The organism is Agromyces sp. NSFZ, from assembly GCF_056156205.1.
In genome coordinates, this window is the sequence record NZ_CM149585.1 from 4,088,128 (window position 1) to 4,114,283 (window position 26,156).

A 26,156-nucleotide genomic window follows, 5' to 3' on the forward strand; every position below is an offset into this window, starting at 1 on the left:
ACTCCTCGCAGTCCGGACTCGCCCAGTATCCCACCCCCCTCACGTCAGGTGCGTGGGAACGGGTTCACTCAGGTGAGCTCTCCCAGCTCGACCAGTCGAGCGAAGTCCGCGTTTTCCACACGCAGCTGTTCGAAGGTTCCCTCGCTCACGAGCCGTCCGTCTTTGAGGAACACGAGAGTGTCAGCATGGCGCACGGTCGAGAGCCGGTGCGCCACGATCAGGATCGTGAGGCTGCCTTGAAGCCTGCCGAGCGTTTCGGAGATCTCGTGCTCGGTGACGTTGTCGAGCGCCGACGTCGCCTCGTCGAGTACGAGAACTCTGGGCGCCCGGTAAAGCGCGCGGGCGAGGCCTACACGCTGGCGCTGCCCGCCCGAGAGCCGCACGCCGCGCTCGCCGACGTCAGTGTCGAGCCCGTGCGGCAACCCGGCGACGAGAGCATCGAGTTGGGCCAGGTGAACCACCTCTTCAATTCGCGCGCGCTCGACGTCATCTGCGGCGACGCCGAATGCGATGTTGGCGGCGAGCGACGCATTGAGGAGGAAGACATCTTGCGGTACGACGCCGAGACCGGCATACCACGAGGCACGATCATCCGCGATCGAACGCCCGCCGACCTCGATGACTCCCTCCGTCGGGTCGAGCAAGCCGAGCACGAGGTCGAGCAGCGTGCTCTTGCCTGCGCCGCTCGAGCCAACGAACGCGGTCGTGCGATTCTCGGCGATCCGCAACGATATCCCTTTGAGGACGGCCTCCTCCGCATCCGGGTAGATGAAGCTGACCTCGTGCAGCTGGATGTCACCGCGGTAGCGCACGCCCTTGGGTTGCTCGTCGTGGACACCGCCGGCGTCAAGTTCATCGACGATGCGCGTCACGATGTCGAGACCGGCGCGGCCGGTGCGGACCGTCGCGAGGCTGCCTGCCATGCGATTGAGTGTGGGCAGCGCTCGGAGGGAAGCGGCGGCGAAAACGCCGAGCACCGTAAGCGCCTCCACACGGGTTCCCGTGGCGAACAAGATCAACGAGATGCCGAGGATGGCGACGACGAAACCGATATCGAGGAGGTGCTTCGGCAGATCCGCAAGAAGGCCCATCAATCGCGCGGCGGCGGCACGGCGTAGCCGTGCCCGCTGGAACCCGTTGATGAACATCCCGGAACTCGAGGTGAGCCGTGCCTCGCGAAACCCGTCGAGCCCGGGTAGCAGGAACTGCCAGGCTTCGAGGCCGGCTGCAGCCATCTCCTCACCAAGCCGGTACTGACGTCGACGCAGCAGTTGCTGCACTCCGAACACGAGCCCACCGAACAACACGATCGCGAAGATGGTGACAAGCGGTGAGGTGATGAACAGTACCGCGGTGATCGCAACCAGCGTCAGCACGTCCGAAGCGACGCTCACCACGGCGAGGAGCACGCTCGCCGACTGCGTCGTTGCATCGTTGATGTTGCGGTAGATCTCGCTCATTCGGCGGGCACGGTGGTCTGCGTACGGCGCGAGGGCATACCGCCGCGCGAGCTCCGCAGAGGCGAGTGCAGAGACCTTGGTCGTTCGGCCGAGCAGCCACCAGCGGAATGCGATGGCGCCGAGGCTCTTCGCGATGAACACAAGTGAGATGAGACCCGCAACGACTGGAACGAGCACCGCGAGCGATGTCGTGCCGAGCACCTCCGAGATCCATACGGTGAACCAGCCGTCCAAGTCACCGCTCAGCAGCTGCATCAACGGGATCATCGCAGCCACGCCGAGCGTATCGAGCGCGGCGAGCAGAGCCGACGCAACGACGTTGCCCGCGACCCAGCGCCGAGGTTCTACTTCGGCCATGACGAGGGTCATGCGGAGCTGGTCGAGTAGCTTCCGCTCACGCGGCCCACGTGCCATCGCTTCTCCTCTGGCAGCGCCCTCGGGTCGGGCACTCTCGGCATCATAGCCGGGGGATCATTGAACAAGGTCATCCCCCGACCAGCGCCACCTCACCCGTGTGCGGCGTCCTCCAACAGCTCGGCTATCTTGGCGCGATGTCGCTCTTCGCTGAAGCGGCCGGCCCATCTCCGAACTTGGTCGCGGTCGAGTTCGCGAACGCGCTGAATCGCAGACGCGAGAGCCGCTGGACCAGCGGATGCCGCGTGAAGGCCGCTGACGCCCGGGTACACCGTCTCGAGGTAGCCGCCGGCGGCGATCGTCGCAGCGGGAGTGCCTTCGAGCGCGGCCTCGATCACGGTGAGGCCGAAATCCTCGCGGCCTGACCCGATCACGGCTGCCGCATGGCGATAGACCCAGCACAGCTCCTGATCGCTCACGCGCCCGAGCCCGTACACTCCGCTCTGGGGCTCGTCGATCGTCTCGGAGCCCGAGCCGACGACTATGAGCGCCAACCCTGCCATCTGGGCAGCAGCAACAGCGAGCGGCACGTTCTTATACCCCCGGTCGCGCGCGACCACGACCGCGAAGTCTTCAGGCAACTCGCGGCGGGGAGCGACCGCGGTGTCGGAGACCGACTCGACGGGCGGATGCACCACGACGGAGTCGAGGCCGTAGGCATCCCGAATGCGCTGCTGCGTTACTGCCGAGTTGGCGACCAATGCCCGCGCGTGCGCCATGGCCTCGCGATCACCGCGGCGCAGCAGCGGCGTACTCGCCGCGAGCCCCATCCGCCGAAGAGGGCTGAGCCGCAATCGGTAGTCATCGGCCGCGTAGAGCCAGCGCGCGGGCGAGTGCACGTAGACGACGTGCGGCATCTCGTACCGGAATCGGTGCGCCCAGCCACTGCTCGACACGAGCGCGACGTCGCCGCCCCTCACGATTGTGCGCTCGGCGATCGCCGGGAGCAGCGGGAGCAATCGCTCTATCTGACCTGCGAGGGCGGACGGCAGTGAGACGGAGACGTCGGCGGTCGCGAAATCGGCGAACGTGGTTTCGGGCCGGTAGGCGAGCGTGGTCAGGTGACGCGCACCGAACCCGTTCATCCAGTTCACGACGACACGCTCGGCACCTCCGGTCTGCACGAGGTAGTCGTGGGCGAGCACGATCTCGGTCATGCGGCACCTGTGACACGGACCCAGTCGTCGATGGGTGCTACTGCCCGCTCCCAGGTGAACTCGGCTAGTGCGCGAGCGCGTATCGGGGAAGGCGCCGGTTCCGTTCGCCGCAACTCCAAGCGCTGGTGAATCCAATCGGCCCACTCGACCGGATCCGCAGAGGTGAAGGCGCCACTCGACGGCAGTGCACTTGCGGCGTCGGGCGTGGCGATGACCGCGCTCCCGGTTGCGAGCGCCTCGCCGAACTTCAGGGCGGCGCCCACTCCCTCGAGGACCGGAACGGCGACGACCGTGGCGGCTGCAGTGAACGCGGCGAGGTCGTCTACGCGCCCGACGAAACGCAGGCCACCGGGCCAGTCGTGCGTATCGGCGATGCCTGTTCCGGCGACGAGACCTTCAGCGCCGGGTGATCGCACCGTGATTGCGGGCCACACCTCGCTCCGGAACCATTCGAGGCCTCGGCGATTCGGCTCCCAGCCCCAACCGCCGAAGAGCACAACCCGCGGTCTCTCTCGGGTATATGTCTGGCTGGGCCACTCGGACGGATCGATGCCGAGAGGCGCGGTGAACGTCGTGGCGTCCATCTCGGGATGCATTGACCCAAGACGCTCGGTTTCGACTGCGGAGCAGGTCATCACAGCAGCGGCTCGCGATATCGCCGTCGCCTCCAGCAACTCGAAGCGACGGGATTCCTCGATTCGGCCGGCCGCTCGATGCCAGAAGCTCATGACGTTATGCATGTCGAGCAGAACGGGTGCGCGCACTGTTTGGGGAAGGAGCCAAGCCGACCCTGGATGGGAGAGGACAATGGCATCCCACCCGGGATCCGAGATGAGACGGTGGGTTCGCGCAAGCGCGAGCGGAACTCGGCGACCGCGAATGTGCAGTCTTGGCCGGACAAGTGGAGCGATGGCGGTAAGGCTGGTCGGCGGTGCCTTGGCCGCTGGGGACAGGACGGTGATCGTGTGACCCTGCGCGATCAGGGCCTTGATCTGGTGATACTGACGTCGCTGGCCACCCTGACCGTCACGGTCGGGCATCTCGACACTCACCCAGAGCAGGCGCATGGACGACCAGCCTACGGCGCGAGCTGCTTGAGCAGCTTCCTCGAGCGCCCCGCGAGATGGCGCACGACCCGGCGATCGGGCGGGTATCCGAATCGCGGGAACGTCTCCCACGGTCGCGTGGCTGCCAATGTGTAGAGCTCGTCAGCAATGTTGTCGAACATCACCTCGGGGGCGAAACGCTCTTCGAACACCTCGCGAGCACGGCGCCCCATCTCTGCCGCTTTGGGCTCCACATGCTCAAGGAACTCCACGAGGCCGCCTACATTCCCCTCAGGCCAGACGATGGCGAACTCATGGAGGTTCACGCCGGCCGGCGGTACCCAGTCATCGGCCAGGACCACAGGAACACGACCTGCAGCGATCGTCTCGTAGAACCTGAACGACGAAGTCGCCCGTCCCCGTGGGCACAGCACGAACGATGATCGCGTCACCGAGTCCGCGTACGACTGCCGACGCTCGTCGAACCCGGGATCATCGGGACGCCAGTTGACATGCCCGTCGACACGGCGCACGAAGCCACGAGGGTGGGAGAGGTCCATGAGCTGCTCGCGGCACTTGTGTGATCGGGTCGTGCCGACGAACGAGAACAGCAGGTCTGGCTCGCGCTCCGGTGCGTACGGGACGTCCGTGATCATGTGGTAACTCCAGGGCACCTGGTACTGCCGGCGTAGCGAGCGCCACGGGACGCTCGTGTACAGGCCGGGCATGCTGCAATACGATCTCGGACGCTGGTCGAATACGTAGCACTTGTCTGGATGCGCCTTGAACTCCGGCGACTGCCATACACGGCTCAGCGAGATCGGGTCGTTGAGCTGATGAAGTTCGGTGAACAGGATCAGGTCTGCCTCATCAGGATCGGCGACGAGATCGTGTCGGCCCGAGCGGCTCAGTTGCGCCAGCTGCTCGAAGTCACGCACCGCTGAGATCTCGGAGCGGACGCCGATGCTCGGAAGGTGGATGCGCATGACCTACAGGGTAGTCGGAGGGATCTCGCCCGACAGGCGAACCGCGTCGAGGCGCCCCATGTCTCCGATAGATCTTGAGTCTGCACGCCACGATCGCCTGAGACTCGATACTCTCGCAGAATGCGTATAGGCAGACCCAGAATCACGAGGAACGCCGACCGAACCAGGTGGTCTGTTGCCGTCGACTGGGCGCCCGAGTCGCCCGATCAATTGTGGTTCGAGGTACCGCGTGCGCACGAAGGACTGATTACCGAACGCGCGGATCCCGCGGTCATCGGCCTGCTCATTCCCGCCATGGTGCAAGGCGAGTCGATCGAGATCATTGGGCCTGTGACCGATGAGCTGCTGCACGGCCTCATGCACGGGTACCAGCACATACTCGCGACGGTGATGCCTCGCCTGCGTGAGATACCGATCGACGCCCACTCCGTGATGCCGCCCCACGCGCCTGCGGCAGGTGTCGCTACCGGCTTCTCGGCGGGTGTCGACAGTTTCGCGGTGCTCGCCGAACATCACTACGCACCCGTCTCGCCCGGGCTGCGGCTCACACACCTCACCTTCTTCAACGTCGGCGCAACCGGCTCTGGCAGCGCGGGCCGCCGCGATTTCGAACGTCTCCTCGCCGTGCTTTCGCCGATCACCGAGCAGATCGGCCTCCCCCTCGTTGCCGTGGACTCGAATCTCGACGACTTCTACCCGTCGAACTTCTTCCGACAGAGCCACGGGCCCCGCAATCTCGCCGGTGCTGCGCTGCTGATGGGCGGAATCGGCCGCTACTTTGCGGCCGGGAGTTTCGAATACCGCGATATCGGAGTCTTTCCCAGCCCGACCACCGGTCACGCCGACCCGATCGCGACTCCATTGCTGGTGAACCGACAGTTCCGGCCGAGCTCGCACGGCGACCGGCTCACTCGCGTGCAGAAGACGGTCCTCATCGCCGAGGTCCCTGCCGCACGAGAAAGCCTGAACGTCTGTACTTGGGTGCCCGCGCACGGACGGAACTGCTCCACCTGCTACAAGTGCCTGCGCACCGAGCTCACGCTCGAGATCGCCGGCCACCTCGAGGCCTTCGACGAGAGATTTGATCTGGACGCATACCGCGCCGCCCGCGGCAAGTTCATCGACCGTGTGATGACGATCGATGAGCCGTACCACATCGAGATCCGCGACTTCGCGGTGGCGGTTGGATACTCGCTCCCGTCGGCGCATGGAGCCTTCATCCGGCGGGCAGGGCGAGGACTACGGCATCGCTCCAGTCTGATCGCCCGCGGGCTGCGATCCAGCGTCCCGAATTGATCGCCCCCCGACAGAGTCAGACGGATGGGGTCGCCGGCGTACGCGACTTGACGACGGCGGGGATACCCGAGGGGAATGACTCAAGCGGACCGAGAACCTCTGGAACACGACGGATCGCGGCTTCGAGGCCCTCACAGGCCGCATCGACTGTCGTGCGCGGCGCGACGTCGGCATGTTCGACGACGCTCGAGAGTGACATCCGCTCGTCGAACTCGAGGTGGCGGCTCCAGCCAGGCGTGACAACCGTCTCGTAATCGCGAAACTTGAACGTGCCCTCCCTGAGTGCCGGCTCAACCGTCATCCAGACCGCCGGGATACCGAACGCATCCGCGGTGATGAGGCCGTGCAGCGATGTCGTCACGATCGTCGCGCACTGAGAGATCTCACGAACCACGGGCGCTGCCGAACGACGGACGTCGATGATGCGCGCCCGCACCCCGGAACCTTCGGCAAGTCCGGCCAGCGAGGGGATGCCGCGCTGAGAGAAATGCGGCACGATTCCGATGTCCCATTTCGGCTCCGGCCGTCTACGGTGCCGACCGACGAGGAGACCCGGGTCGCCGAGCGCAACGCCCTCCTTCGCTCCGACCCTCTCTGCGGTGAGTTCTCCACGGACGGCCAACAAGTGCGCTTCGGGCATCGGGCGTTCAGCGTCGTGCATGAGACCGCTACCCCAGACGGCGCCTGCGAAGCCGGTGGGCAAGTGCTCCATGATGCTGCCGACCCCGGCCAGCCGGGCATCGACGGAGCGCCGGTGCACGGGGACGAGGCCGTACCTCGGCAGCAGCATCGGCGTCAGATCATCACCGAAATTGGGGAGACCGATCCACCAGTAGGCACCGACGACTGACCCGTTGCGTATCACTTCCGGCTCGACCGCAGCACGCGAGAACTGCCGTATGGCGCGAGGGCGCCGCCTCCATGCTCCGCTGTGATCCATCTGCTCCCGATGCCCCTCGGCGAACTGCGGCGGCGCCGCATGCTGAGGTCGAGGATAACCTCTGCTGCGCCGTCATGGGAGCCGATGACGGTTGGTACGAGATGATGGCCGTGATCGTAGTTCCAGTTCGAACGCAGCGAGGAAGGTTTCGGTGAGCGCCGACCCCGCCATTGTGGTTTCTGTCATCATCCCGGTACGCAACGGCGAATCGACGCTCCGCGCTCAGTTGGAGGCACTCGCGGGTCAGATCGACGCGCCACCGTTTGAGATCCTCATCGTCGAGAACGGTTCCGAGGACGGCACACGGACAGCCGCCGAGGCGTGGGTCGAGTCCGGAATTGGATCCGCCGTTTCCGCGAGAATCATCGATGGCTCCGCGCAGGTCGGGATCTGCTTCGCCCGCAATCTCGGTGCACTGGAGGCACGTGGATCGATCCTCGCGTACTGCGACGCCGATGATCTCGTCTCGCCTCATTGGCTGTCCGGTGTGCAGGCCGGTCTGGGGACTGGTGTCTCCGTGCTCACGGGACGCCTCTACGCCTTCGACCGAGAAGGGCGCCCGACCAGTGAGATACTCGTGGACAAGCCCAACGGCATTCGCACCGACACCTCGCCGATCCGTTCGATCGCACTCGCCTGGGGTTGCGACTTCGCCGTGACTCGGGAGGCGTTCATCCGGGTGGGGGGATTCGACGAGAGTCTGCCTGCCTACGGCTGCGACGATCTCGACATCAACTTGCGTCTGGCACGGGAGGGGTTCGAGCTCGGCTACGAACCCAGGATGGCGGTGCACTATCGCCAGACGAGAGGTGTGTGGAATCGCGTGCGACGTCAGTATCGTTCGGGCGTGGCCCAAGCATGTTTGTGGGCCCGCCATCCCGATGTGTATGGCCCTCTGCCTGGCACCACCCGGCATCTCAGCCGCGTCTTCAGCGACCCGGCGCGTGCGTTTCTGCAGGGACCCGCGAGATTCAAGACGCGCATACTCGCCGCGACGATGAGACTCGGGTGGTGCATCGGGACCCTGGCGGGTATGTGGGGGTGGGTGCGCAACGGCCACCTGGGCGAAGCGCGGCTTCTGAAGCGGGAGAGCTTCGTACAGCCGGGACGCGGCTGAGGCGTCAGCCTGCGGAGCCCGGACGATCAGCGGTCACTGGAAACAATCGTTCCCTCCACGCCCGCTGCGATGGCATCACCGCGCGGAGTAGAGCCGCCGGTGTGCGCGGAGTTGCGGGGACGCCGAACTCCTCTGCAATCGCCCGTGGAATGGGGCGCCCCAGCCCACCCATTGAGATCCCGGAATGGGACTCGCCCGTGCCGACGCGATACAGCGCACCATCGAACGGCAACGGCGGGAGCCCGAGGTCTTCCCCGATGTGGAGGTGCGACCCCAGCCAGCGCTCGAGCTTCTCACCGTATCCGTCATAGAGCTCGGACTGCGTGGCATCCAGGGGCAATTGCGGATCGGGGTAGAGATCGGTGCGCACGATGCTGAAGGTGCCACCGTTATGAGGATGGATGGCTCGCCGCTCGACGTTCACGCGCCACGGAAACCTCACCTTCCATCCAATGTCATCCGGGTTGGCGGCGACGAGGGCGGCAAGGCGGCGACTGACGAAATCATCGGCATCGATGAAGAGGATGTGCCGCGCGCCCTGGTTGCGGGCCTCTGCAAGGCCGATGGCGAGCTTCGTACCCTTGTCCCGCAGGATGCTGGGGATGCCCGTTCGGGGCGTCGCGATCGGCGAAGGCGGCGGAAAGGCGACCGGGACGTAACTGACCCGAGAGTCCGAGGGAAGCCGAGGTTCCTGGTTGCCCACCACGATGATGACGAAGCGGTCATCGGTCTGGCGCAGCCACGACGTCACCGACTCGTGCAGCAGTCTCTCGACCTGTCGGTAGTCGTTGCTGTTGTGCGGATGTCGCAACGACGTGACGAACGCAAGCATGACTTGAACTATGCCACGGCGCATTTGGCCCGGGTACCCCCGAAGGCGGCCCATCTGGTCGGAGACTCCGGATCGGAGTGCGAACTGATCCGGCGTGGCGGCGGCAGGGTGCTGCGCGAACAGCTGCGCGAAGTGCACACTGGCAGGGTGGATGCCGACCCTGTCATCGTGATCTCCGTCATCGTCCCGGTACGCAACGGCGAATCAACGCTCCGCGCTCAGTTGGAGGCGCTCGCCAGCCAGATCGACGCACCACCGTATGAAGTGCTGATCGTCGAAAACGGTTCCGACGACGGCACACGGGCTGTGGCGGATGCATGGGTGGCTTCTGGAATCGGGTCGGCGGATTCCGCGAGAGTGATCGACTGCTCGGCACGGGTCGGGATCCCCTACGCCCGCAACTGCGGTGCACGGGAAGCGCGTGGATCGATCCTCGCGTACTGCGACGCCGACGACCTCGTCTCTCCATATTGGTTGTCCGGAGTGCGGGCGGGTGTCGACGCCGGCGCCTCCGTGGCGACGGGACGCCTCTACGCCTTCGACCGAGCGGGCAGACCGACCAGCGAGATCCTCGCGGACAAGCCGAACGGCGTTCGCACGCACACCTCGCCGGTCCGTTCGATCCCGTTTGCCTGGGGTTGCGACTTCGCGGTGACGAGAGAGGCGTTCAGCCGGGTCGGGGGATTCGACGAGAGCTTGCCCGCCTACGGTTGCGGCGACCTGGACATCGGCCTACGTCTGGCGCGGGAGGGATTCCAGCTCGGCTACGAGCCGCGAATGGCGGTGCACTACCGCCAGACACGAGGAATCTGGAATCGCGTACGGCGTCAGTATCGATGTGGTGTGGCCCAAGCCTGCGTCTGGGCCCGCCACCCCGATGTTTATGGCCCGTTGCCAGGCACCATCGCGCATCTGGGTCGCGTGTTCGGGGAGCCCGCGCGTGCATTCATGGAGGGACCGGCGACGTTCAAGACGCGCATCCTCGCAGCGATGACGCGACTCGGGTGGGCCATCGGGACACTCGTCGGCATGCAGAGGTGGGTGCGCAACGGTCGCCTGGGGGAACCACGCCTGCTGAAGCCAGAGGGCTTCGCGCAGCCGACAAGTGAGTGAGGCGTCAGCCTCTCGAACCGAGGCGCTTTCCGAACATCCGAGCTACGCGTTCCCTCATGCCCGCTGCGTCGACAGCATTGCCCGAAGCAGCGCGGTCGGCGTACGCAGTGTCGGGTGAATCCCGAACTCCTCCCGGGGGTCTTTTCCGATGTGGAGGTGCGACCCGAGACAGCGCTCAAGCTTCTCGCCGTATCCATCGGAGAGTTCAGCCTGCGTGGCATCTAGCGTCAAACCGGGATCGGGATGGAGATCGGTGCGCACGATGCTGAAGTGCCTCCCGCATTCCCCATCTCGTCGACGCGCCGGCCATCGCGACATCCGCTGCCCTCGCTCAGCGTCCCGCCGCGCCGGCCTCGGTCACGCCGACATCCGTGCGGTGGAAGTTCTGGAACGAGCGCGACGCCGTCGGTCCGCGCTGGCCCTGGTAGCGGCTCGCGTACTCGGCGGAGCCGTAGGGGCGCTCGCTCGGCGACGAGAGGCGGAAGAAGCACATCTGGCCGATCTTCATGCCGGGCCAGAGCTTGATCGGCAGGGTCGCGACGTTCGACAGCTCGAGCGTCACGTGGCCGGTGAATCCGGGGTCGATGAAGCCCGCGGTGGAGTGCGTGAGCAGGCCGAGGCGGCCGAGCGAGCTCTTGCCCTCGAGGCGGGCGGCGATGTCGTCGGGCAGGGTGACGGCCTCGAACGTCGACGCGAGCACGAACTCGCCCGGATGCAGGATGAACGGCTCGTCGGGGCGCACGTCGATGAGGTGCGTGAGCTCGGGCTGGTCCTCTGCCGGATCGATGAACGGGTACTTGTGGTTGTCGAACAGCCGGAAGTAGCGGTCGAGGCGCACGTCGATGCTGCTCGGCTGGATCATGGCCGGCTCGTACGGCTCCAGCCGGATGCGCTCGCGATCGAGTTCGGTCCGGATGTCGCGATCGGAGAGCAGCACGCAGTCAGCCTACCTATCGCGTGGCGGGCGAGTGGGTGCGCGACCGGTGGACCTGTGTGCGAGTGGCGCAGGTGGACGTGTGCGGGAGTGGCGACGAGCGCTGCGGCGCTTGCTACGATGGTCAACGCTGCATCCAACGGATGCCGCACGCCGATGTAGTTCAATGGTAGAACTTCTGCTTCCCAAGCAGACAGCGCGGGTTCGATTCCCGTCATCGGCTCTTCGCAAATCACCAGATCAGACGCACTTTTCATGCTCCCGCAGCAGGCGTGCAATCCCACCGGTTGCCAGATATCGCGCGGAAACAGTCCACGCGGATGTACCTGGATAGGTTCACGGGGCTGATCAGGGATTTCGACTACAAGGGAGCCGCGACTCTCGATTGCAAGGTCGCTCTCGTAGTCACTTGATAGTCACAAATTCGAGCGGACAGTGGCCTTCGCGGCATCCGCCCGGACTCGACCCTCGGGCTCTGAGCCATCGGCCGACGGAGGAGCTGAGAAGCTGAGAAAACGCTCGTCGCCGCTCTGGGGCGAGCACTGGATTGACCGACCCGTGACGAGCGCGCCGCGAAGGTTAGGTCCGCACTACCGATCCTTCAGCGAGAGTGCGGAACGTTTCTGGCGGTGCCGGACAGTTCATAGTGTGAGGGCTGTGGACGAGGAGGATTGGCGGCGCGCGATGGCCGGCGATGGTGAGGCATTCGGGGTGATCTTTGATCGTCATCGCGCTCGGATCCGTCGTCATGCGCATGGGCTGGTTCCGGTTGCAGCGGACGGCGATGACGTCGTCGCTGCAACGTTCCTCGAGGCATGGCGGAAGCGGGACCGGGTCCGGTTTGTGGACGGGTCGATCCTGCCGTGGCTGCTTCGCACCGCGACGAACCTGGCGCACAATGTGACGCGATCGACGCGCCGTTATCGGACCCTGCTGTCCCGGCTCCCGGTCGACGCGTCAGTGCCTGATCATGCCGATGCCGATTTCGGCGACGGGCCCGCAACCAGCTCGCTCCGCACGCTCTCATTGCAGCATCGGCAGGTCGTGGTGCTCTGCGTGCTCGAGGGGCTGTCCGCCGAGGAAGCCGCGAGCGTCCTCGGTGTTCGCGTGGGCACGGTGCGCTCGCGGCTGTCTCGCGCGACGTCCCTGCTCCGGCAACGCCTGGCGCCGCCGCCAGTGCAGTTCCGTCTGGAAGGAGCGAGCGATGAACTCTGAACCGCAGCCGCCCAGCGAACGCGACGAACAGCTTCGCCGCGTGTTGGTGGCCACCGCGACCGCCTCGACCTCGAGCGCGCCTCGACGCGGCCGGACCGTTGCCGGTTCGATCGTGGCTTTCGCGCTGGCGGGCGCCGTCACCGGTGGTGCGATCTCGGCGGCCGCCCTGGCCGGTTCACCCGAGCCGGAGCGGACGAGCATCAGCGTGGCGGAAATGATGGACGGTGTCGTGCGGGACGACACGCAGTTAATCGGTACGCCGTTCATCATCCGAAGCTCGGGACAAACCGATGTTGATCTCGGCCGCGCACCCGAAGGCGCCACGACCCTCGCGCTCGCGTTGCATTGCCTGGACCCCGGCGTTTACGAGCAGTTCCTCGGCGGCCAATCCATCGGGACGTTGACCTGCACCGAGAGCGACACCGGCTTCACCAACGGCGGCGGTGCGATCCCTGTCGCTCTGAGCGGCGACACCGATAGCCACACGCTGCAGATCATCGCCGAGCCCTCGCAGCGGTACGTCATCTGGGCGTCGTGGGCGACCCCGGCAGCCAAGTCCGAGCCATCCACGGCCCAGCAGACGGCAGTCGCGGATGGAGTCATCACCGAAGCGGAGTACCGAGACGGATTCGCACGCTATTCGGCATGCATGACGGACGCGGGCTATCCCGTCGTTCGCGTCGACGAGAGCGGCGCCATCATCACCTACTCGAACTCCGCCGATTCGGTCAGCTCCGGCAAGGAACAGCGCTGCTACGACAGCGAGTTCGCGCAGTTGGACGGCGGATGGCAGATCCAACAAGAGAGCACCCTCGAGTAGCCAGAACTGGCCCTGGGAGAGGACGATCTTTGCCGATCCTTCAACGCTACGCGCCGCGGTTGGCGGGGTATTTTCGTATTACAATGTTGCTATGAGTACGCGGGAGACGATCAATGGTGTGCCCGTCACTGAGGAGCAGATCTCCGAATGGGTCGCCGAAGCCGAAGCCGGTTACGACATGGAGGCGCTCAAGAAGCGCGGACGTGGTCGGCCGGGACGTGGCGCTGAGCCGTCGCAGGTCGTTGCGCTGCGTTTGACCAGCGAGGAACTCGCAGCGCTGGATGCGCGCGCTGCACGCGAGCACAAGACGCGGTCGGAGCTGATCCGGGACGCACTGGCCGCGTACGCCGCGTGAACGTCCACGATTCGGCACTCAAGCACGGAATCAGCCCCGAGGACGCGACACAGGCAGCATCATGGCCGATCTGGATCGAGGATCTTGACGACGACTCGCCCGCTCGGCAACTTCGACTCGGATTCGACACCCGAGGTCGATTGCTCGAAACGGTCGTGCTCGTCTTCGACAGTGGAAACGAACTGGTGATCCACGCAATGAAGGCACGACCGCAGATGCTCGATCTCCTCCCCTGAAGGCGACTCCGAACGGGATCGGCTACTGAGTACCCGTGGGGAAAGGGAGCGATTCTTGGTATCGACTGTTGTCCTGGGTGATCCATACCTTCCGACCGAGGAGTTGGCTGAGGACCTGTTCGCCGCTTCGCAGATCGAGAGGTAGGCGCGATTCCGGCATGACGACCCAGAGCTCGTCCTCGCCTGGTGTGGGGAAGAACCGTAGCTCGATGGTTTCGTCAAGCAACCGGGCAGTCGCGTGAGCGGCGGCGCACTGTCCCGCGTTCGTGTTCGTCATCAGTCCTTCGAGACTCGCCATCCCACCATTATTCGGTCGCGCCCAAATCCACGTCAGCAACCCCAGTGATGGGTCCCTCCGCGAGGCTTCGAAGCCGGCCGCCGGCGCCGCGGCGGGTTGCAGTGCCCGAACGTAGCGTCATTCGCAGAAGCCCTGTCCGATGAGGTGCCCGGACAGGGCCCCCGATTCGCGTCACGCTCAGGGGGTGCGTGGCGTCACTTGCCGGCGTCGTGCGAGACTCGTCGAGAACGCTGAGTGACCGACTCGGATCTCGCAATCACGGCACCGAAGGCACCCTCGTCGTCACTTAATAGTCACAAAATCGAGATCACGTCGATCCACTCGAGTTCACACTCCCCCGTGATTCCGGGGTTCGTGAGCCCGAGTGAAGTGGAGTGAATCACAACTGGATAACTTCTGCTTCCCAAGCAGACAGCGCGGGTTCGATTCCCGTCATCGGCTCTTCGCAAATTCCCTGATCAAGGTCACTTTCCATGCTCCCGTAGCAGGCGTGCAATCCCGCCCGTCACCGGATATCGCGCGGAAACAGTCCACGAGGATACGTCTCGACACGTTCACCGGGCTGATCAGGGATTCCGCATTGAGGGAGCCGCGACTCTCGACTGCAAAATCGCTCTTGTCATGTCGCAGGACATCGGTGACAGTTCTGAATCATTAGATCGGTGACGGTTCGGAGCGGTTTGGTGGTGACAGTTCCCCTCAGATGTTTGAGGGATGAGCCGCAATGAGCCTGTCGATCCTCGTGTCCGCCTCGCGATCTCGCAGTGGCCGCCGGATGCGCCACGTGGGGCGGTGTCGACGTTCTGCCTGGAGCACGGGATCTCGCGGAAGACGTTCTACGAGATCCGCAGGCGGGTCGCGGTTGACGGGCCGGCCGCGGCGCTCGAGCCGCGGAGCCGACGGCCGAGGACGAGCCCGACGGTCATCGCGGACGAGCTCAAGGCGCAGGCGGTCGGGGTGCGGGCCGCGTTGGAGCGGTCGGGGTTGGATCACGGGCCGATCAGCGTGCACGAGAAGATGCGCTCGCTCGGGATGATCGCACCGTCACCGGCGTCGCTGGCGCGGATCTTCCGCGACGCCGGCGTCGCGAAGCTCGAGCCGCGGAAGAAGCCGCGGGCGGCGTTTCGCCGGTTCGTGTATCCGGCGCCGAACGCGTGCTGGCAGTTGGACGCGACCGAGTACGTCCTGGCGGGTGGGCGCAAGTGCGTGATCTTCCAGCTCATCGATGACCACTCGCGGTACGCGGTCGCGTCTCTGGTGGCGGACGCGGAGACCTCGGACGCAGCGATCGCGGTCGTGGACAAGGGCATCGCCGCGCACGGGGTGCCGCAACGGCTGCTCACGGACAACGGGTCTGCGTTGAACCCGTCCCGGCGCGGCCACGACGGCCAGCTCGTCGCGCACGTGCGAGCGCTCGGCGTGCAGCCGATCACCGGGAAGCCGTACCGGCCGACGACGCAGGGGAAGAACGAGCGGTTCCACCAGACCCTGTTCCGGTTCCTCGACAAGCAGCCCATCGCCGGCACCCTCGCGCAGCTGCAGGAGCAGGTCGACCGGTTCGACGCGATCTACAACACCGAACGGCCGCACCAGGGACTGCCCGGCCGGATCACCCCACAGCAGGCGTGGGACGCGACCCCGAAAGCCGACCCTCCGAAGCCCGGCCCACCGCCGCCACGCACGCCGATCGCGTTCCGCACCGACGGCCGCGACGACCAGGTGCGAGTCGTGAAGGTCGCCGGGAACGGAACCGCGTACGCCCGCGGGATCTGCTTCCAGACCAGCCGCGACCACGTCGGCCAGCACGTGTACGTCGTCTACGAGCCCGACGGCGTCATGATCTTCGACGACCGAGGCACCCTCATCGTCGAGCACCCCTGGCCGGCACCCGGCACCCGGTACGTCGGCAGTGGGAAGCCCCGCGGCCGACGAGCCAAGACCCTCCCACCGTCACCGATGTCCTGAGACATCAACTGTTACCGATGTCCTGAGGCAGAACAGTCACCGATGTCATGAGACATCACACTGCAAAATCGCTCTTGTAGTCACTTAATAGTCACAAATTCGAGGCTGACCGTCGCCTCAGCGGCATCCGCCCTCGCACTTTGAGCCGTCGGCGACTGCGGGGTGGTCCGGGTGCGTGTTCATCTGTTGCTCCCTTCGTGCTGGTAGTCGTGGAGTCGTGTGCGAAGATTCGTGCGTGCGCGTTGGTAGCGTCCGCGCGCGGTTGACTCGCTGATGCCGACGACGACCGCGGCTTGCGGGACCGTGAATCCGTCCCAGAGGACGAGTCGGACCAGTTCCGCCTGATCGGCGGGGATCCTATCGAGCGCGGCTCGGACGTCGAGAGCCCGGTCGCCTGGATCCTCTGGCGGGGTCGCGGCGAGATGCTCCGCGAGTGCCAACGCGAACCGGTGCCGCCGTGCAGTGCCCCGGGTCGCGTTGGCGAGGACATTGCGGGCGACGCCGAACAGCCACATCCGGGCCTGCTCGTCGTCCTCGGGGAGCAGGTTGCAGCGCTTGGTGGCGATCAGGAACGTCTCGCCGAGAAGGTCCGCTGCGTCGGCGGGCACACCCACGCGGCGGCCGAAGTAGGTGAGCAGGTCGGCCGCGTTGGCGGTGTAGGCAGTGGTCAATCGCCGGTCGTCGACGTGCCGGCGGCCGATCACTCGGCTGCCCCGTGGTCGGCCGTGCAGGGTCCCGCGGCGGCCTCGAGTGCGACACCGTCCTGGAGGTGGCCTGCCTGTGCGAACTCGGCGCTGATGCGCTCGGCGATCAGATGTGTCGCGGCGCCAGAAAGTGTCGCCGGGGGCGGGGTCGTCGTGTCGGTCGTGATCGCGTCGCGCCGGGCTTGGTCGCGTTCGTACTCCGAGCGGATCTGCTCGGCGGTGATCGACGCGATCACCGGGTCCCAGTCGTGCTCGGTCAGGAATCCACGTGCCGCTTCGGTGCGACGGTCGGCATCACCATCGGAGACCGAGCCGCCGTACTCGGGAGTCACTCGGATGAACACTTCGCACAGCCCCAGCGTCTGGCCGTCATCGAGATTGAACGTGCGCTGGGCGACGACATCGGGCGACCAGCCCAGCCAGTCGATCACCGCCGGTGAGGCGGCGACCGCGCCGACGCCGACCGCCAGGACACCGAGCCCGACGCCGATCCCGCCCGCTGCCCGGCGCAGACCGGAACGCCCCCACCTCCGACCGCCGACAGTCCCAACCGCGTCCGCCGCGACCGCGGCTGCCAGCACCTCAGTTCCGGGCGTCGAGCCGAGCTCGGGCGGCGCGGCGTCCCGTACGACCTCGTCCAACCAGTCCATCGCTCGCCCTCTCCTCGGCAACTGCACTCACCATGGACATGTCTGCACGAGCGCGCGACTTAACTCTGCGCGATGAAATCCACGCGGTCCCTCCGACGAGATTCTCACCGAGGGATCCCAAATGCGATGCCGGGTGTGCCTGCTCTGGAGTGGCTGGAACGTTCGCACGGCGCTAGCGTCGATCCCGGCAAAGGAGGTCGAGTGCAAGCCGAATGGGACGAGTCGTACTTCGAAGCGCGGCAGCAAGACGCGTCGGTGTACTGGGTCTGTTTCTGGACCGGCGACGACGTTGAGCAAGCGGCGCAGCATGATCCGCAACGGATCACTGGAGCGGACTCGGTCGAAGAAGTCCTTGCCTGGCTGGCCCGAGAGAGAGGCGAGCGGAGGTTCGAACTGTTCGTTGAAACCGTCGACCACGCCGAATCACGCGAGCATGGCTGGATCGCCCGCCGAAACCTCGTCCGTCTTGCCGGCGACTTCCGCCCAGGCGGCACCTCGGTCGCCTTCACATTTGCGCAGTCAGACTGACGACGCCTCCCGCGCCCGCAGGCCGATCTTTCCTCGACGCTATGTTGAGGGGATGCGACTCGGGTCGGGCGATGGGGACAGTGTCGCGCTGGAAGTGCTCGGTTACGAGTTCCCGCAGGCAGACGGTCGCATGGATAGGTGGGATAAGAACTGGCTCGACATCCAAGGCATCGTCCGAGTCTCGGGCGGCCGCAGCTGGGGCTTCACGCACCCATGTCTGACGACCTTTGAAGCCGAACGGCTGGGCTCCTGGCTACGCGACATCCGCATCGGCCAATCCACTTCGATGCTGTTCTTCACCGAGCCGCTACTTGAATTTCAGGCGGAGCCGACCACGGACGGCCGCGTCAAGATCTCCCATAGGGCTCAGTCACGAAGCGTCACCCCCATCGGAGTTGATCCCTCCGAGTGATGGACGTGATTTCATGGTCGTCGTCACCAGGAGAAGGTCCGGTTCGGGGAGGTCGGTGGGTCGCTCATCGGTGTACCACGCATACTCGAGCGTCGTTGGCCGGCCGTCCGCAATCCACAGGAGCAACTCACCAGCCAGGCTCCCGCGGTCATCGACGATGTAGAAGCCCGTCATGGGGCCATCTGCCACCGGCAGCCTCGGCGCATCCGGGTCGACATCGAGGTTCAGCATCGTGATGGGCCCATCGACGGCGCGAAGCGACGCAGTGATGGCCTCGGTGTCAACGCTGCAATTGTCCGCTCTCTCGGGGAGCATCCGAGCGAGCAACGCACGTGCCCGGGTGAGCGTGGGCGTGTCCTCCATACCGAAAGCATTGCACTCACGCGTCAAGCGACCGTCCGTGGATTCCTCTACGCCAGATGACCGATCGCCTTCAGGACGTCGGCCAGCCATACGAGCTCCCAGTTGATCGTTCCATCGTCGTGGGCCCGTCGGAGGTTCTCCCAGGACTCGGTGAGCTGGCCGATTGTGAGCTGGGGTTGAGCACACGGAATGTCGTAGATCTCGGGGAAGGGCACAGAGTAGAAGTAGTCTTCTCGCAGCGTTACCGCGTCGCCGTTCGTATCTTCAAGGTGATCGAAGATCCGGGTCATGAGCTCGCGAAGCTCGCGCACCTCGATCCGCAGTCCGTCCCAAGACTCCACGATCCGAAACTAGCGCGCGAACGATCCTTCTCCATCGTGCCTGCTGGAAGCGCGGGACACGATCCTTCACCGCTCACCCACTCGTGCAGCAGACCCCCGTGTCGTGGCCAATCATGGCTGGTATACCGACGTCGCATCTTTGCTGACAGGATGAAGCGTGCTTGAACGGTTCCTGCGCGCTTTTCCGTCTGCGGAGGTGATCGCGCCGATCTCACAACCGACGCTCTCGGACCTGCAGCAGAGGCTGGGCGGTGCCGTGTTCGGAGGAGGTCTGCTCCGCGTGCACACGGTCGATTCCGCGCGCGTCGTGGACGCCCAGGTGGCCGCCGGATTCACCGAATTCGGTGGCCGAATCCAGTGCTTCGCATTTGACTGGCTCGGCCGGCAGTTCTCGCTGGACCCACCTCGCGGGGATCGCGACGATCCCGGCATCCTGATGTTCGAGCCAGGGACCGCGGAGGCGCTCGAGGTTCCAACGACCTTCTCGACGTTCTTCGACGAAGAACTCGTCGACTACGCGGACGCTGCGCTCGCGTCGGAGTTCTTCTCCCAATGGTTGGAGGCGGGCGGCAATGTGCCTGCGTTCAGCGAGTGCGTCGGATATCGACACCGCTGTTCCTCGGCGGAGCAGACGACATCTCCAACCTCGAGATCATCGACATGGACCTGTACTGGCTCATGATGGCCGAACTGCGTCAGGGCACTCTCGGGCTGGCTACGGGCACCCGTGTTGACGGAGTGCGTATCGACTGAGGCTTTGCAAATTCCATCCCGCTCCGACCGATTCCAAATCAGCCCGCCCACGTGGGGACGAGATTCATTCCTCGCGCCATGCGAACGGGCTGAGTTCCCACGGAGCATCGGCCGTTTGCCCGCCCGCTTGGTGCCAGGTGGCGTCGCGGCCAGTTCCGCCAGCGTTGGATCGGCACCCACAACGTGCCAGATGTGCTCGCCACACAAGCACCGGGCGCTTTCGGGTCGGCGCCGTCAGAGATGGCGGGGCAACTACCCGACCTCCCGATAGCTGGTCGCTTTCGGCAAGAGTGCCGACAGGACCCCCGTCCTGCCACCTGATGGATCCGGATTCTCGTACAGCCGTCGTCAGCCCGGCTCGGCGCTACCGGCTGTGGTGCCACTCCGAGTAGGCCGCTGGTCCGTCCTCGCCGAGCTCCAAGATCGCTTCGGCCATCTCGGTATCACCCTTCGACGCCGCGACGGCCGCGAGCACGCACGCCAGCAGGCCGCGGTCCCAGGGCCGGGCGGCAGCCTGGGCGGCCATCTGTGCCAGACGGTCCAGCGCGGCGAAGTATGGTCCCGCCAAGTCGTCTGGGATCGGCGTGTGATTGCGGATGCGGCAGATCTCAATCCACGCCGGGAACTGGAAGGAGTTGGAAGTGGCGCTGTTCAGATCCTTGGCGATCGCGTTGATGACGTGCGGCACGGCGGCGAACGAGGCGGGGTAGACGTCCCCTTGGTGCGCCAACGAGCTCCACAACGTAAACCAGGGTTCGTCGTTGGCAGAGTCGCCTTGCGCCGACTCCAGCTGTAGCAACAAACTCGGAATGTTCGCAGCGTCGCCGTATGCGTGCCTCAGATCGGCCCAGCGGGGGGCATCCAGCGCGAGTGCATCTCCGACCACTTGTTCACCCTACTCAGATGCTTCCAGGAACCGCGCGACAACCATGTGCAACTTCAGGCTCGGGGAAGCTGCTCAACGTCGCGGCGCGTGGCACGCGGGATCCTTTAGCGCGACAGTGGAGCTCATCGCTCGGGAGTATGTGAGGATGTGACGGTTCTGCCATCGGGATGAACTCTTCGTGAGTACCGTTGGCCCCGTTCATCCTGCTGTCCTTCATTGTGGCGGCCGGAGCACTGATCCTCCTGATGATCTGGACAATCAGGCGAGCGCGTCAGCACGGCACTGCGTCGATGATGGCGACGATCGGAATTTGGGCAGGTGCCGGCCTGCTCGTCACGCTTGCAGCGGTCGCAGGGGTCATGTCCAATTGGCGGTCGCCGGTGTCCGTCTCCGCAGAACAGTTGACCGGATATTGGACAAGCGAATCGCCGGAGGCTACGGCCACGATCGCATTAAGGCCGGATGGGTCCGCGTTCGTCGAGGGGGTTCCTTCGGTGGCGGCGTGGAGCTTTCGGTGGATCCATGACGCCCCTGACCTTCCGGTGGTGCTCTCCGGCGAGGGTGTGTGGGAGCCAGCTCCTTTCGAGGAGGTCGTGCTGACCTGCGCGAACGATCAGACCCTCAGTTTGCAGTGGCAGACGGTCGAGAGCCCTACGGGTTCGATGTACCTGCAGTTCATCGCAGGCGACCCGGATTCGCCGAAATACTTCGGCGAGTTCAGTCGAGTTGATTCCAGTGAGGTCCCGAATACGGAATCGAATTCCAAGCTGGCGTGCTGAGAGCCTTGCCGATGGCCATCCGGGCTGGACGGCGCGTGAGCCTTGCCTACGCGATCTCCCTCGCTCCCGCTCGTGTGCTCGGAGAGCGTTCAGCACTGCTGCCCGGACAACCAGCGGACTTGCGCGGTAGCTTGAGCGAATGGTTGCGGGCATCACTGCGAGAAGGCTGGCGGGCTTGCTCGAGAGCACTCCCGGCGACGAGGCCAGCACGCGAGCACGTCAGCTCGTGGACGAGCACGATCCGGACTCAACCCTGCCGGTCGGAACACAACCGGCGGCTGCTACTGCGGAGACGCTGCACTTGAAGTACTCGTTGGCCTCGGAGCGTGGCGCCTGGGTACTCGGGCTTGAAAGGCTGACGCATGCCTTGCGTGGGCTGGGCCCGGCGGGGGTCTCAGGGTGTTCCGTCGAAGGAGCACACCAGTTCGCCCTCGTCTTTTTCACCGAGGACGCAACCAAATTCATCGGGATCCTGTGCGTAACGCCACCGAGAGGGCCGACTGATGACATTCAAGCGTTAGCTACTCATTGATCAACCTCCGACGCACTCGGATCGTGCACCGGCGCACCGGAGCAGCGAGAGTAGTGAGTCACTTGATCGCAATCCCTTCTATGTGGGTGTTCATGTCGTGGCCGGCGGGTCCTCGCCGCGAGTGGCGGACGCGGCCCAACCGACCAAGCCGAGCACCCGCAGAACGAGTACCCGCGAGAACGGTTCGCTGGCGTACTGGGGATAGCGGGTCGCCAGCAGGTGCGCGAACGACGCTTCCATCGTGGCAGTCGGGCTCGGTTGCCAGCGCAGTTCTGCTCGTACCCACCACAGGAGTGACCAGTCGCCAGCGTCCCAGTGCTCTATCAGCAGCGCCGCCCGAGGATCGCGCTCAAGGTTGCGCTCGCGCTGGAGCCGGGCTGACGTCTTCGGCTTGACGCGATCGACGGGGATGCCCATGTAACCGTTCTCCACCGCGAAGACCACCGGCACGGCATCCACTCCACGTACGTCGTGCCTGGTGCAGAGCGCTCCGTGGGTGTGCGTCATGAGTCTCGCCCACGCTTCCTCGCTGTCGAGCCGCAACCGAGCACCTCCCGTCGGTCAAAAGGGGAACGGTCAGTGCAGGTTACGTCGCCTCGACCTTCGGCGTGACCCTTCCGTGAGACGCCTCATGTTCATCAAGCGTCTTGGACACCGGTGCACCCCTGAGGAGAGGCCCGCGAATCTTCATCGCAGTGCGGTGTGGATGCCCGATAGCCGGTCGGCTATCGAGCCAGTGGCGGCGCGCGATCACAAGGTCGCCTCTCGTCGCTTGGTGTGGTCTCATCAAGTGTGATCGAAACGGCGATCGAATATGCGAACTGGTTTGACGCGGCCCCGTCGCCCGAACGCTCAACTGTACTGTCCAGAGAGCATGCAGATACGGCCACCTGGCTAGAGATTATCGATGAGTACCCGCGTTGCCGACGCGCGATCTCTCGAAACTCCACCGTCCCACTCGAGATTCTCGAGCGGCTCCGGGTCGCACCCGACTTCGGTGTGCAGTGGTCCGTGCGCGCCCAACAGCGATGGCAAGACGCCCACCCGGACGACACCAAGCCGTTCGAGTTCGATCTCGACGAGCTCGTCGAATATGACCTCACAGCACCGGAGCGCAACGTTCTTCGGCACGGCCTTCTCGAGTGGGGCGGCCCGGCACACTGCACTGAAGAACTTGCGGTGGCCATGGGGTTCAGCTCCATCTCGGACCTGTTCACCGAAGGAGACCGAATCAGGGACGCCCTCAAACACTCTCAGCCGATGAAACACATCGACTGGGCGAGGACCTTGCTAGCCACAGAGATCGTCTTCATGAGCAATACCGTAGGTGCCGCCCTTGACTGGGAGATCGTGACCGAGATCCCTGACGTTGAGACGTTCGAGACGATAAGAGGGCTTCAGCTGCACCTGGTTGTCAGCCCGCTTATCGGCAATGCGTTCGGCACCACCTACAAGCGATCGCGATAATGCCGCGAAAGTGCCCAACAAGCGGCCAACGTGGCAGGACAGATCACGTCACGCCGTTCGTCGCGGGGGTCGGTATCGCAGGGCGACCGCGCCAGACCGGAACTCGTGGCGATCCACGAGCTCGAGCTGGATGCGCTCGCGCAGACCGGCAAGCAAGGTCGGCCCGTGTCCGGCAAGTACCGGCTGCACCAGGAACTCGTACTCGTCGATCAGCCCCAGATCCGCCAACGCCAGGGGGAGCGTCACGCCACCCACCCACAGGCCCGTACCCGGCTCCTGCTTGAGCCGCCGAACCGCTGGCCCCAATTCGCCTCGCACCAGCTCGGCGTTCCAATCGACCCCGGTCAGCGTGCTCGACACGACGTACTTCTTCGTCCGGTCGATGGTCTCGGCGAACGGGACCTCCCACTCCCGCATCCAGTCAGGCCACCTGCCCGTGGCCGGCTGCCGCCACGCCGACTCCATCATCTCGTAGGTCGTCCGGCCGAAGAGCAGGGCATCGGCTCGTTCAATCTCAGCGGTCCAGAAGCGCATCGACTCCTCATCAGGGGCGAGTCCTGCCTCGTGATGGACGCAGCCGTCGAGCGTGACGTTGATCGAGTATCGAAGGGGTCTCATCTCGCCGCTCTCCCTTGAGGCGCACACCGCGTTTTCACCCGACCGTACTCGGTGGTGGTCACCACCGCCGGGGGTGAGTGTGGGCCGACCGACGTGTCAGCTCTGGTGAAGCGCACGAAGAAAGCATCAGCATTGGGCGTCTTCTGCTTCCCAAGCAGACAGCGCGGGTGCCGGACCGTACTCCTCGACGACGTCGTGGCGGTGGCGCCGCTCGGCAACGGAGGCCGACCGGATCCATTGCCGAGCGCTACTGGCGGGGTCTGGACGAGCACCGACATCCGCGCGCAGTCGCGGTGGATGGACGCTCGACCTCAAGGCCCCGAACCCAGTTCTCGACCGTGAAGGCCGGTGGCGCGTGAACCACGGCTGGGTCCACGCGCCACCGGCGCCTCAACCGAGTGTCGCTACTGGTTCAGCCCAAGCGGCGTGCGCGGGGACGTGCCGGGCGTGGCGTCGGTGAGGCTCTCGAGCAGCGCGGAGTACGCGGGCTTCTTCTCGAACTCCTCGGTCATGATCGTCGCGTAGCCCTCGGGGAAGACGAACGGAACCCAGGAGCGCTCGTCGTCGAAGCCCCAGACCGTGTAGCTCGTGCACGCGGAAACGTTGATGCACGCCTCGAGCATCTTGTCGTACCGCTCCGCCTGGAGCGCGATCTGCGCGGCGTCCGGCTCCCCGTCCTCGCCGAGCGGCATGCGGACGTCGGCCTCGGTGACGGCCACCTTCAGCCCGAGGTCGGCGAACCGCTCGAAGTTCTCCTGGATCGACTCGTCGAAGCCGTACATGAGGCTCAGATGCCCCTGGGCGCCCATACCGTGCAGCGGCACGTCGTCGGCGAGCAGCTCCTGCGCCAGGGCGTAGTAGGCGTCGGTCTTGTTGTTGATGCCCTCGGCGTTGTAGTCGTTGAGGAAGAGCAGAGCCTCGGGGTCCGCCTCGTGCGTCCACCGGAAGAGGTCGCCGATGAGAGCCACCGGGTCCTCGGCGCACGCCTTGAGGAAGGGGTTCGCCTCGGTGCGCAGGCGCACACCGCCGGCGTCCCAGTCGTCCTGGAAGATCTCGTTGGCGACATCCCACTCGTAGATCTCGCCGGCGTAACGGCCGACGACGGTGCGGACGTGGTCCTCGAGGACGTCGCGCGCCTCCTCGCAGGTCCAGCCGTCGCTGGCCTCGGTCACCCACTGCGGGTTCTGGCTGTGCCAGAGCAGCGTGTGCCCGCGGACCTCCTGGCCGTTGGCCTGCGCGAAAGCCATGACGGCGTCCGCACCGGAGAAGTCGTAGACATCGGGCTCGGGATGGATCTCGGCCCACTTCATGTCGTTCTCGGGGGTCAGCGAGTTGAACTCGCCGGCGAGGACCCCCTGGAACGCGGTGGGGTTCTTGCGGTCGTAGCCCAAGAGGTCACGCTGACCCCACACGGCGCTGCCGACCGCGAGATCAATCGGGGCTTCGGAGCGTAAGGTCGGCTCCGACGGGACGGCCTGGGCTACGGTCGCCGACGACAGGGCGAGGGCGGCGATCGCCGCCGCGACTGCGGCGGCCCGCCTCGGGGCTGATAGATGGGACATCGTTGTTCCTCTCTGATCGGGGTGCGACGGCTTTTTGTTGAGCCTTCCAACAAATCCGTCGTGGCAGCACTGTACCGAGGGGGAGAACGATCTCTCAAGGGGGGCTTGGCAACTGTCCGCTCGATCGGATCGCTGCACGCGGCTCGAACGGGAAGATCGCCGGCCGGGCGGGTGGCGCCCCTTCTCGTGGTGGACTCCGCCGCCGTCGTGGTCGGTGGTGCGCCGTCGTGCGTGGTCGGTGAGAATCGACCGAAGCCCGCTCATGGGACGTTCGACCCGACGGCCGCAGGGCCATTCTGGTCATCTTGGAACCCGAGGGGACGGGGTGAAGTCCATGACGAGTATGTCGCCGGTCGCGACGCACAGTTAAGGGCGTG

Annotated in this window: 28 protein-coding genes and 2 tRNA genes; 15 read left to right on the plus strand and 15 right to left on the minus strand. The window is 65.4% G+C overall.

What is annotated here, in order from left to right; translation table 11 throughout:
- Nucleotides 1–68: 68 nt before the first annotated feature.
- From ACVFI9_RS19440 to ACVFI9_RS19455, 4 genes are all read right to left on the minus strand, one after another.
- Nucleotides 69–1,829 carry an ABC transporter ATP-binding protein gene (locus tag ACVFI9_RS19440; protein WP_474763820.1) on the minus strand — a complete coding sequence of 587 codons (1,761 nt, stop codon included), beginning with the start codon at nt 1,827–1,829 and terminating at the stop codon, nt 69–71.
- A 137-nt stretch (nt 1,830–1,966) separates the two neighbouring features.
- Complete coding sequence (locus ACVFI9_RS19445; protein WP_474763821.1) at nt 1,967–3,031, minus strand: glycosyltransferase; 1,065 nt, start codon at nt 3,029–3,031, stop codon at nt 1,967–1,969.
- The gene (locus tag ACVFI9_RS19450) at nt 3,028–4,098 is read right to left on the minus strand and encodes a glycosyltransferase (protein WP_474763822.1); all 1,071 of its coding nucleotides are present in this window, start codon (nt 4,096–4,098) and stop codon (nt 3,028–3,030) included. Before ACVFI9_RS19450 ends, ACVFI9_RS19445 begins: the two co-directional genes overlap by 4 nt.
- Nucleotides 4,099–4,109: 11 nt before the next feature.
- Nucleotides 4,110–5,063, minus strand: a complete 954-nt coding sequence (locus ACVFI9_RS19455; protein ID WP_474763823.1) for an exostosin domain-containing protein — start codon at nt 5,061–5,063, stop codon at nt 4,110–4,112.
- Nucleotides 5,064–5,273: 210 nt separating this feature from the next.
- Here ACVFI9_RS19455 and ACVFI9_RS19460 point away from each other — a divergent pair, with 210 nt between their 5' ends.
- Nucleotides 5,274–6,359 (plus strand): hypothetical protein, encoded by a 1,086-nt coding sequence (locus ACVFI9_RS19460; RefSeq protein WP_474763824.1) that lies wholly within the window; start codon nt 5,274–5,276, stop codon nt 6,357–6,359.
- Nucleotides 6,360–6,375: 16 nt separating this feature from the next.
- On the opposite strand, the gene ACVFI9_RS19465 is transcribed toward ACVFI9_RS19460, so the two are convergent.
- Nucleotides 6,376–7,224, minus strand: coding sequence for a polysaccharide pyruvyl transferase family protein (locus ACVFI9_RS19465; RefSeq protein ID WP_474763825.1), 849 nt, complete (start codon nt 7,222–7,224; stop codon nt 6,376–6,378).
- A gap of 226 nt (nt 7,225–7,450) precedes the next feature.
- Here ACVFI9_RS19465 and ACVFI9_RS19470 point away from each other — a divergent pair, with 226 nt between their 5' ends.
- Nucleotides 7,451–8,416 carry a glycosyltransferase family 2 protein gene (locus ACVFI9_RS19470; protein WP_474763826.1) on the plus strand — a complete coding sequence of 322 codons (966 nt, stop codon included), beginning with the start codon at nt 7,451–7,453 and terminating at the stop codon, nt 8,414–8,416.
- Between the two features lie 4 nt (nt 8,417–8,420).
- Here ACVFI9_RS19470 and ACVFI9_RS19475 read toward each other — a convergent pair whose 3' ends face one another.
- The gene (locus tag ACVFI9_RS19475) at nt 8,421–9,248 is read right to left on the minus strand and encodes a glycosyltransferase family protein (RefSeq protein WP_474763827.1); all 828 of its coding nucleotides are present in this window, start codon (nt 9,246–9,248) and stop codon (nt 8,421–8,423) included.
- Between the two features lie 3 nt (nt 9,249–9,251).
- On the opposite strand from ACVFI9_RS19475, the gene ACVFI9_RS19480 reads away from it, so the two are divergent.
- Nucleotides 9,252–10,361, plus strand: a complete 1,110-nt coding sequence (locus ACVFI9_RS19480) for a glycosyltransferase family 2 protein (protein WP_474763828.1) — start codon at nt 9,252–9,254, stop codon at nt 10,359–10,361.
- A 331-nt stretch (nt 10,362–10,692) separates the two neighbouring features.
- Here ACVFI9_RS19480 and dcd read toward each other — a convergent pair whose 3' ends face one another.
- Entirely contained in the window at nt 10,693–11,298 is a 606-nt protein-coding gene (dcd, locus tag ACVFI9_RS19485; protein ID WP_474763829.1) for a dCTP deaminase, read from the minus strand.
- A 149-nt stretch (nt 11,299–11,447) separates the two neighbouring features.
- Here dcd and ACVFI9_RS19490 point away from each other — a divergent pair.
- The 7 genes from ACVFI9_RS19490 to ACVFI9_RS19520 all read left to right on the plus strand — a co-directional run bounded on the left by ACVFI9_RS19490 (nt 11,448) and on the right by ACVFI9_RS19520 (nt 16,184).
- Nucleotides 11,448–11,518 (plus strand) — tRNA-Gly (locus tag ACVFI9_RS19490).
- A gap of 434 nt (nt 11,519–11,952) precedes the next feature.
- Entirely contained in the window at nt 11,953–12,510 is a 558-nt protein-coding gene (locus tag ACVFI9_RS19495) for an RNA polymerase sigma factor (RefSeq protein ID WP_474763830.1), read from the plus strand.
- On the plus strand, nt 12,500–13,330 hold the full coding sequence (locus ACVFI9_RS19500) for a hypothetical protein (RefSeq protein WP_474763831.1): 831 nt from the start codon (nt 12,500–12,502) through the stop codon (nt 13,328–13,330). The genes ACVFI9_RS19495 and ACVFI9_RS19500 overlap by 11 nt, the downstream gene beginning before the upstream one ends.
- A 91-nt stretch (nt 13,331–13,421) precedes the next feature.
- Nucleotides 13,422–13,685 carry a ribbon-helix-helix protein, CopG family gene (locus ACVFI9_RS19505; RefSeq protein WP_474763832.1) on the plus strand — a complete coding sequence of 88 codons (264 nt, stop codon included), beginning with the start codon at nt 13,422–13,424 and terminating at the stop codon, nt 13,683–13,685.
- Nucleotides 13,682–13,921, plus strand: a complete 240-nt coding sequence (locus ACVFI9_RS19510; protein WP_474763833.1) for a BrnT family toxin — start codon at nt 13,682–13,684, stop codon at nt 13,919–13,921. Before ACVFI9_RS19505 ends, ACVFI9_RS19510 begins: the two co-directional genes overlap by 4 nt.
- 656 nt (nt 13,922–14,577) lie before the next feature.
- Nucleotides 14,578–14,660: transfer RNA gene (locus ACVFI9_RS19515), tRNA-Gly, on the plus strand.
- Between the two features lie 273 nt (nt 14,661–14,933).
- A complete protein-coding gene (locus ACVFI9_RS19520) occupies nt 14,934–16,184 on the plus strand; it encodes a DDE-type integrase/transposase/recombinase (RefSeq protein WP_474763374.1) in 1,251 nt (416 codons plus the stop codon).
- Between the two features lie 179 nt (nt 16,185–16,363).
- Here ACVFI9_RS19520 and ACVFI9_RS19525 read toward each other — a convergent pair whose 3' ends face one another.
- Nucleotides 16,364–16,855 (minus strand): RNA polymerase sigma factor, encoded by a 492-nt coding sequence (locus ACVFI9_RS19525; RefSeq protein ID WP_474763834.1) that lies wholly within the window; start codon nt 16,853–16,855, stop codon nt 16,364–16,366.
- 29 nt (nt 16,856–16,884) lie between these two features.
- Nucleotides 16,885–17,538, minus strand: coding sequence for a hypothetical protein (locus tag ACVFI9_RS19530; protein ID WP_474763835.1), 654 nt, complete (start codon nt 17,536–17,538; stop codon nt 16,885–16,887).
- Nucleotides 17,539–17,739: 201 nt separating this feature from the next.
- On the opposite strand from ACVFI9_RS19530, the gene ACVFI9_RS19535 reads away from it, so the two are divergent.
- Nucleotides 17,740–18,066, plus strand: a complete 327-nt coding sequence (locus tag ACVFI9_RS19535) for a hypothetical protein (RefSeq protein WP_474763836.1) — start codon at nt 17,740–17,742, stop codon at nt 18,064–18,066.
- A 52-nt stretch (nt 18,067–18,118) separates the two neighbouring features.
- Nucleotides 18,119–18,478 (plus strand): WapI family immunity protein, encoded by a 360-nt coding sequence (locus ACVFI9_RS19540; protein WP_474763837.1) that lies wholly within the window; start codon nt 18,119–18,121, stop codon nt 18,476–18,478.
- Here the strand turns inward: ACVFI9_RS19540 and ACVFI9_RS19545 are convergent.
- Both ACVFI9_RS19545 and ACVFI9_RS19550 read right to left on the minus strand, forming a co-directional pair.
- On the minus strand, nt 18,437–18,841 hold the full coding sequence (locus ACVFI9_RS19545; protein WP_474763838.1) for a hypothetical protein: 405 nt from the start codon (nt 18,839–18,841) through the stop codon (nt 18,437–18,439). The genes ACVFI9_RS19540 and ACVFI9_RS19545 overlap by 42 nt on opposite strands.
- A 47-nt stretch (nt 18,842–18,888) precedes the next feature.
- On the minus strand, nt 18,889–19,182 hold the full coding sequence (locus ACVFI9_RS19550; RefSeq protein WP_474763839.1) for a hypothetical protein: 294 nt from the start codon (nt 19,180–19,182) through the stop codon (nt 18,889–18,891).
- 157 nt (nt 19,183–19,339) lie between these two features.
- On the opposite strand from ACVFI9_RS19550, the gene ACVFI9_RS19555 reads away from it, so the two are divergent.
- On the plus strand, nt 19,340–19,864 hold the full coding sequence (locus ACVFI9_RS19555; protein WP_474763840.1) for a hypothetical protein: 525 nt from the start codon (nt 19,340–19,342) through the stop codon (nt 19,862–19,864).
- Between the two features lie 435 nt (nt 19,865–20,299).
- Here the strand turns inward: ACVFI9_RS19555 and ACVFI9_RS19560 are convergent, their stop codons facing one another.
- Entirely contained in the window at nt 20,300–20,821 is a 522-nt protein-coding gene (locus ACVFI9_RS19560; RefSeq protein ID WP_474763841.1) for a hypothetical protein, read from the minus strand.
- 188 nt (nt 20,822–21,009) lie between these two features.
- Between ACVFI9_RS19560 and ACVFI9_RS19565 the strand changes: the two genes are divergently transcribed.
- The gene (locus ACVFI9_RS19565; RefSeq protein WP_474763842.1) at nt 21,010–21,600 is read left to right on the plus strand and encodes a heme exporter protein CcmD; all 591 of its coding nucleotides are present in this window, start codon (nt 21,010–21,012) and stop codon (nt 21,598–21,600) included.
- Nucleotides 21,601–22,222: 622 nt separating this feature from the next.
- Here the strand turns inward: ACVFI9_RS19565 and ACVFI9_RS19570 are convergent.
- Nucleotides 22,223–22,639: a PNPOx family protein gene (locus ACVFI9_RS19570; RefSeq protein ID WP_474763843.1), complete on the minus strand. Its 417-nt coding sequence runs from the start codon at nt 22,637–22,639 to the stop codon at nt 22,223–22,225.
- Nucleotides 22,640–22,924: 285 nt separating this feature from the next.
- On the opposite strand from ACVFI9_RS19570, the gene ACVFI9_RS19575 reads away from it, so the two are divergent.
- Nucleotides 22,925–23,599, plus strand: coding sequence for a hypothetical protein (locus ACVFI9_RS19575; RefSeq protein WP_474763844.1), 675 nt, complete (start codon nt 22,925–22,927; stop codon nt 23,597–23,599).
- 48 nt (nt 23,600–23,647) lie between these two features.
- On the opposite strand, the gene ACVFI9_RS19580 is transcribed toward ACVFI9_RS19575, so the two are convergent.
- Both ACVFI9_RS19580 and ACVFI9_RS19585 read right to left on the minus strand, forming a co-directional pair.
- Entirely contained in the window at nt 23,648–24,217 is a 570-nt protein-coding gene (locus ACVFI9_RS19580; protein ID WP_474763845.1) for a dihydrofolate reductase family protein, read from the minus strand.
- 404 nt (nt 24,218–24,621) lie between these two features.
- Nucleotides 24,622–25,779, minus strand: coding sequence for an endo-1,4-beta-xylanase (locus ACVFI9_RS19585; RefSeq protein WP_474763846.1), 1,158 nt, complete (start codon nt 25,777–25,779; stop codon nt 24,622–24,624).
- Nucleotides 25,780–26,156: the final 377 nt, after the last annotated feature.

Excerpts from the sequence above, each read along its gene's own strand:
- ACVFI9_RS19440 (WP_474763820.1), bottom strand. The coding sequence starts at position 1,829 with ATGACCCTCGTCATGGCCGAAGTAGAACCTCGGCGCTGGGTCGCGGGC.
- ACVFI9_RS19445 (WP_474763821.1), bottom strand. The coding sequence starts at position 3,031 with ATGACCGAGATCGTGCTCGCCCACGACTACCTCGTGCAGACCGGAGGT.
- ACVFI9_RS19450 (WP_474763822.1), bottom strand. The coding sequence starts at position 4,098 with ATGCGCCTGCTCTGGGTGAGTGTCGAGATGCCCGACCGTGACGGTCAG.
- ACVFI9_RS19455 (WP_474763823.1), bottom strand. The coding sequence starts at position 5,063 with ATGCGCATCCACCTTCCGAGCATCGGCGTCCGCTCCGAGATCTCAGCG.
- ACVFI9_RS19475 (WP_474763827.1), bottom strand. The coding sequence starts at position 9,248 with ATGCTTGCGTTCGTCACGTCGTTGCGACATCCGCACAACAGCAACGAC.
- ACVFI9_RS19500 (WP_474763831.1), top strand. The coding sequence starts at position 12,500 with ATGAACTCTGAACCGCAGCCGCCCAGCGAACGCGACGAACAGCTTCGC.
- ACVFI9_RS19505 (WP_474763832.1), top strand. The coding sequence starts at position 13,422 with ATGAGTACGCGGGAGACGATCAATGGTGTGCCCGTCACTGAGGAGCAG.
- ACVFI9_RS19520 (WP_474763374.1), top strand. The coding sequence starts at position 14,934 with ATGAGCCGCAATGAGCCTGTCGATCCTCGTGTCCGCCTCGCGATCTCG.
- ACVFI9_RS19530 (WP_474763835.1), bottom strand. The coding sequence starts at position 17,538 with ATGGACTGGTTGGACGAGGTCGTACGGGACGCCGCGCCGCCCGAGCTC.
- ACVFI9_RS19540 (WP_474763837.1), top strand. The coding sequence starts at position 18,119 with ATGCGACTCGGGTCGGGCGATGGGGACAGTGTCGCGCTGGAAGTGCTC.
- ACVFI9_RS19545 (WP_474763838.1), bottom strand. The coding sequence starts at position 18,841 with ATGGAGGACACGCCCACGCTCACCCGGGCACGTGCGTTGCTCGCTCGG.
- ACVFI9_RS19570 (WP_474763843.1), bottom strand. The coding sequence starts at position 22,639 with ATGACGCACACCCACGGAGCGCTCTGCACCAGGCACGACGTACGTGGA.
- ACVFI9_RS19580 (WP_474763845.1), bottom strand. The coding sequence starts at position 24,217 with ATGAGACCCCTTCGATACTCGATCAACGTCACGCTCGACGGCTGCGTC.
- ACVFI9_RS19585 (WP_474763846.1), bottom strand. The coding sequence starts at position 25,779 with ATGTCCCATCTATCAGCCCCGAGGCGGGCCGCCGCAGTCGCGGCGGCG.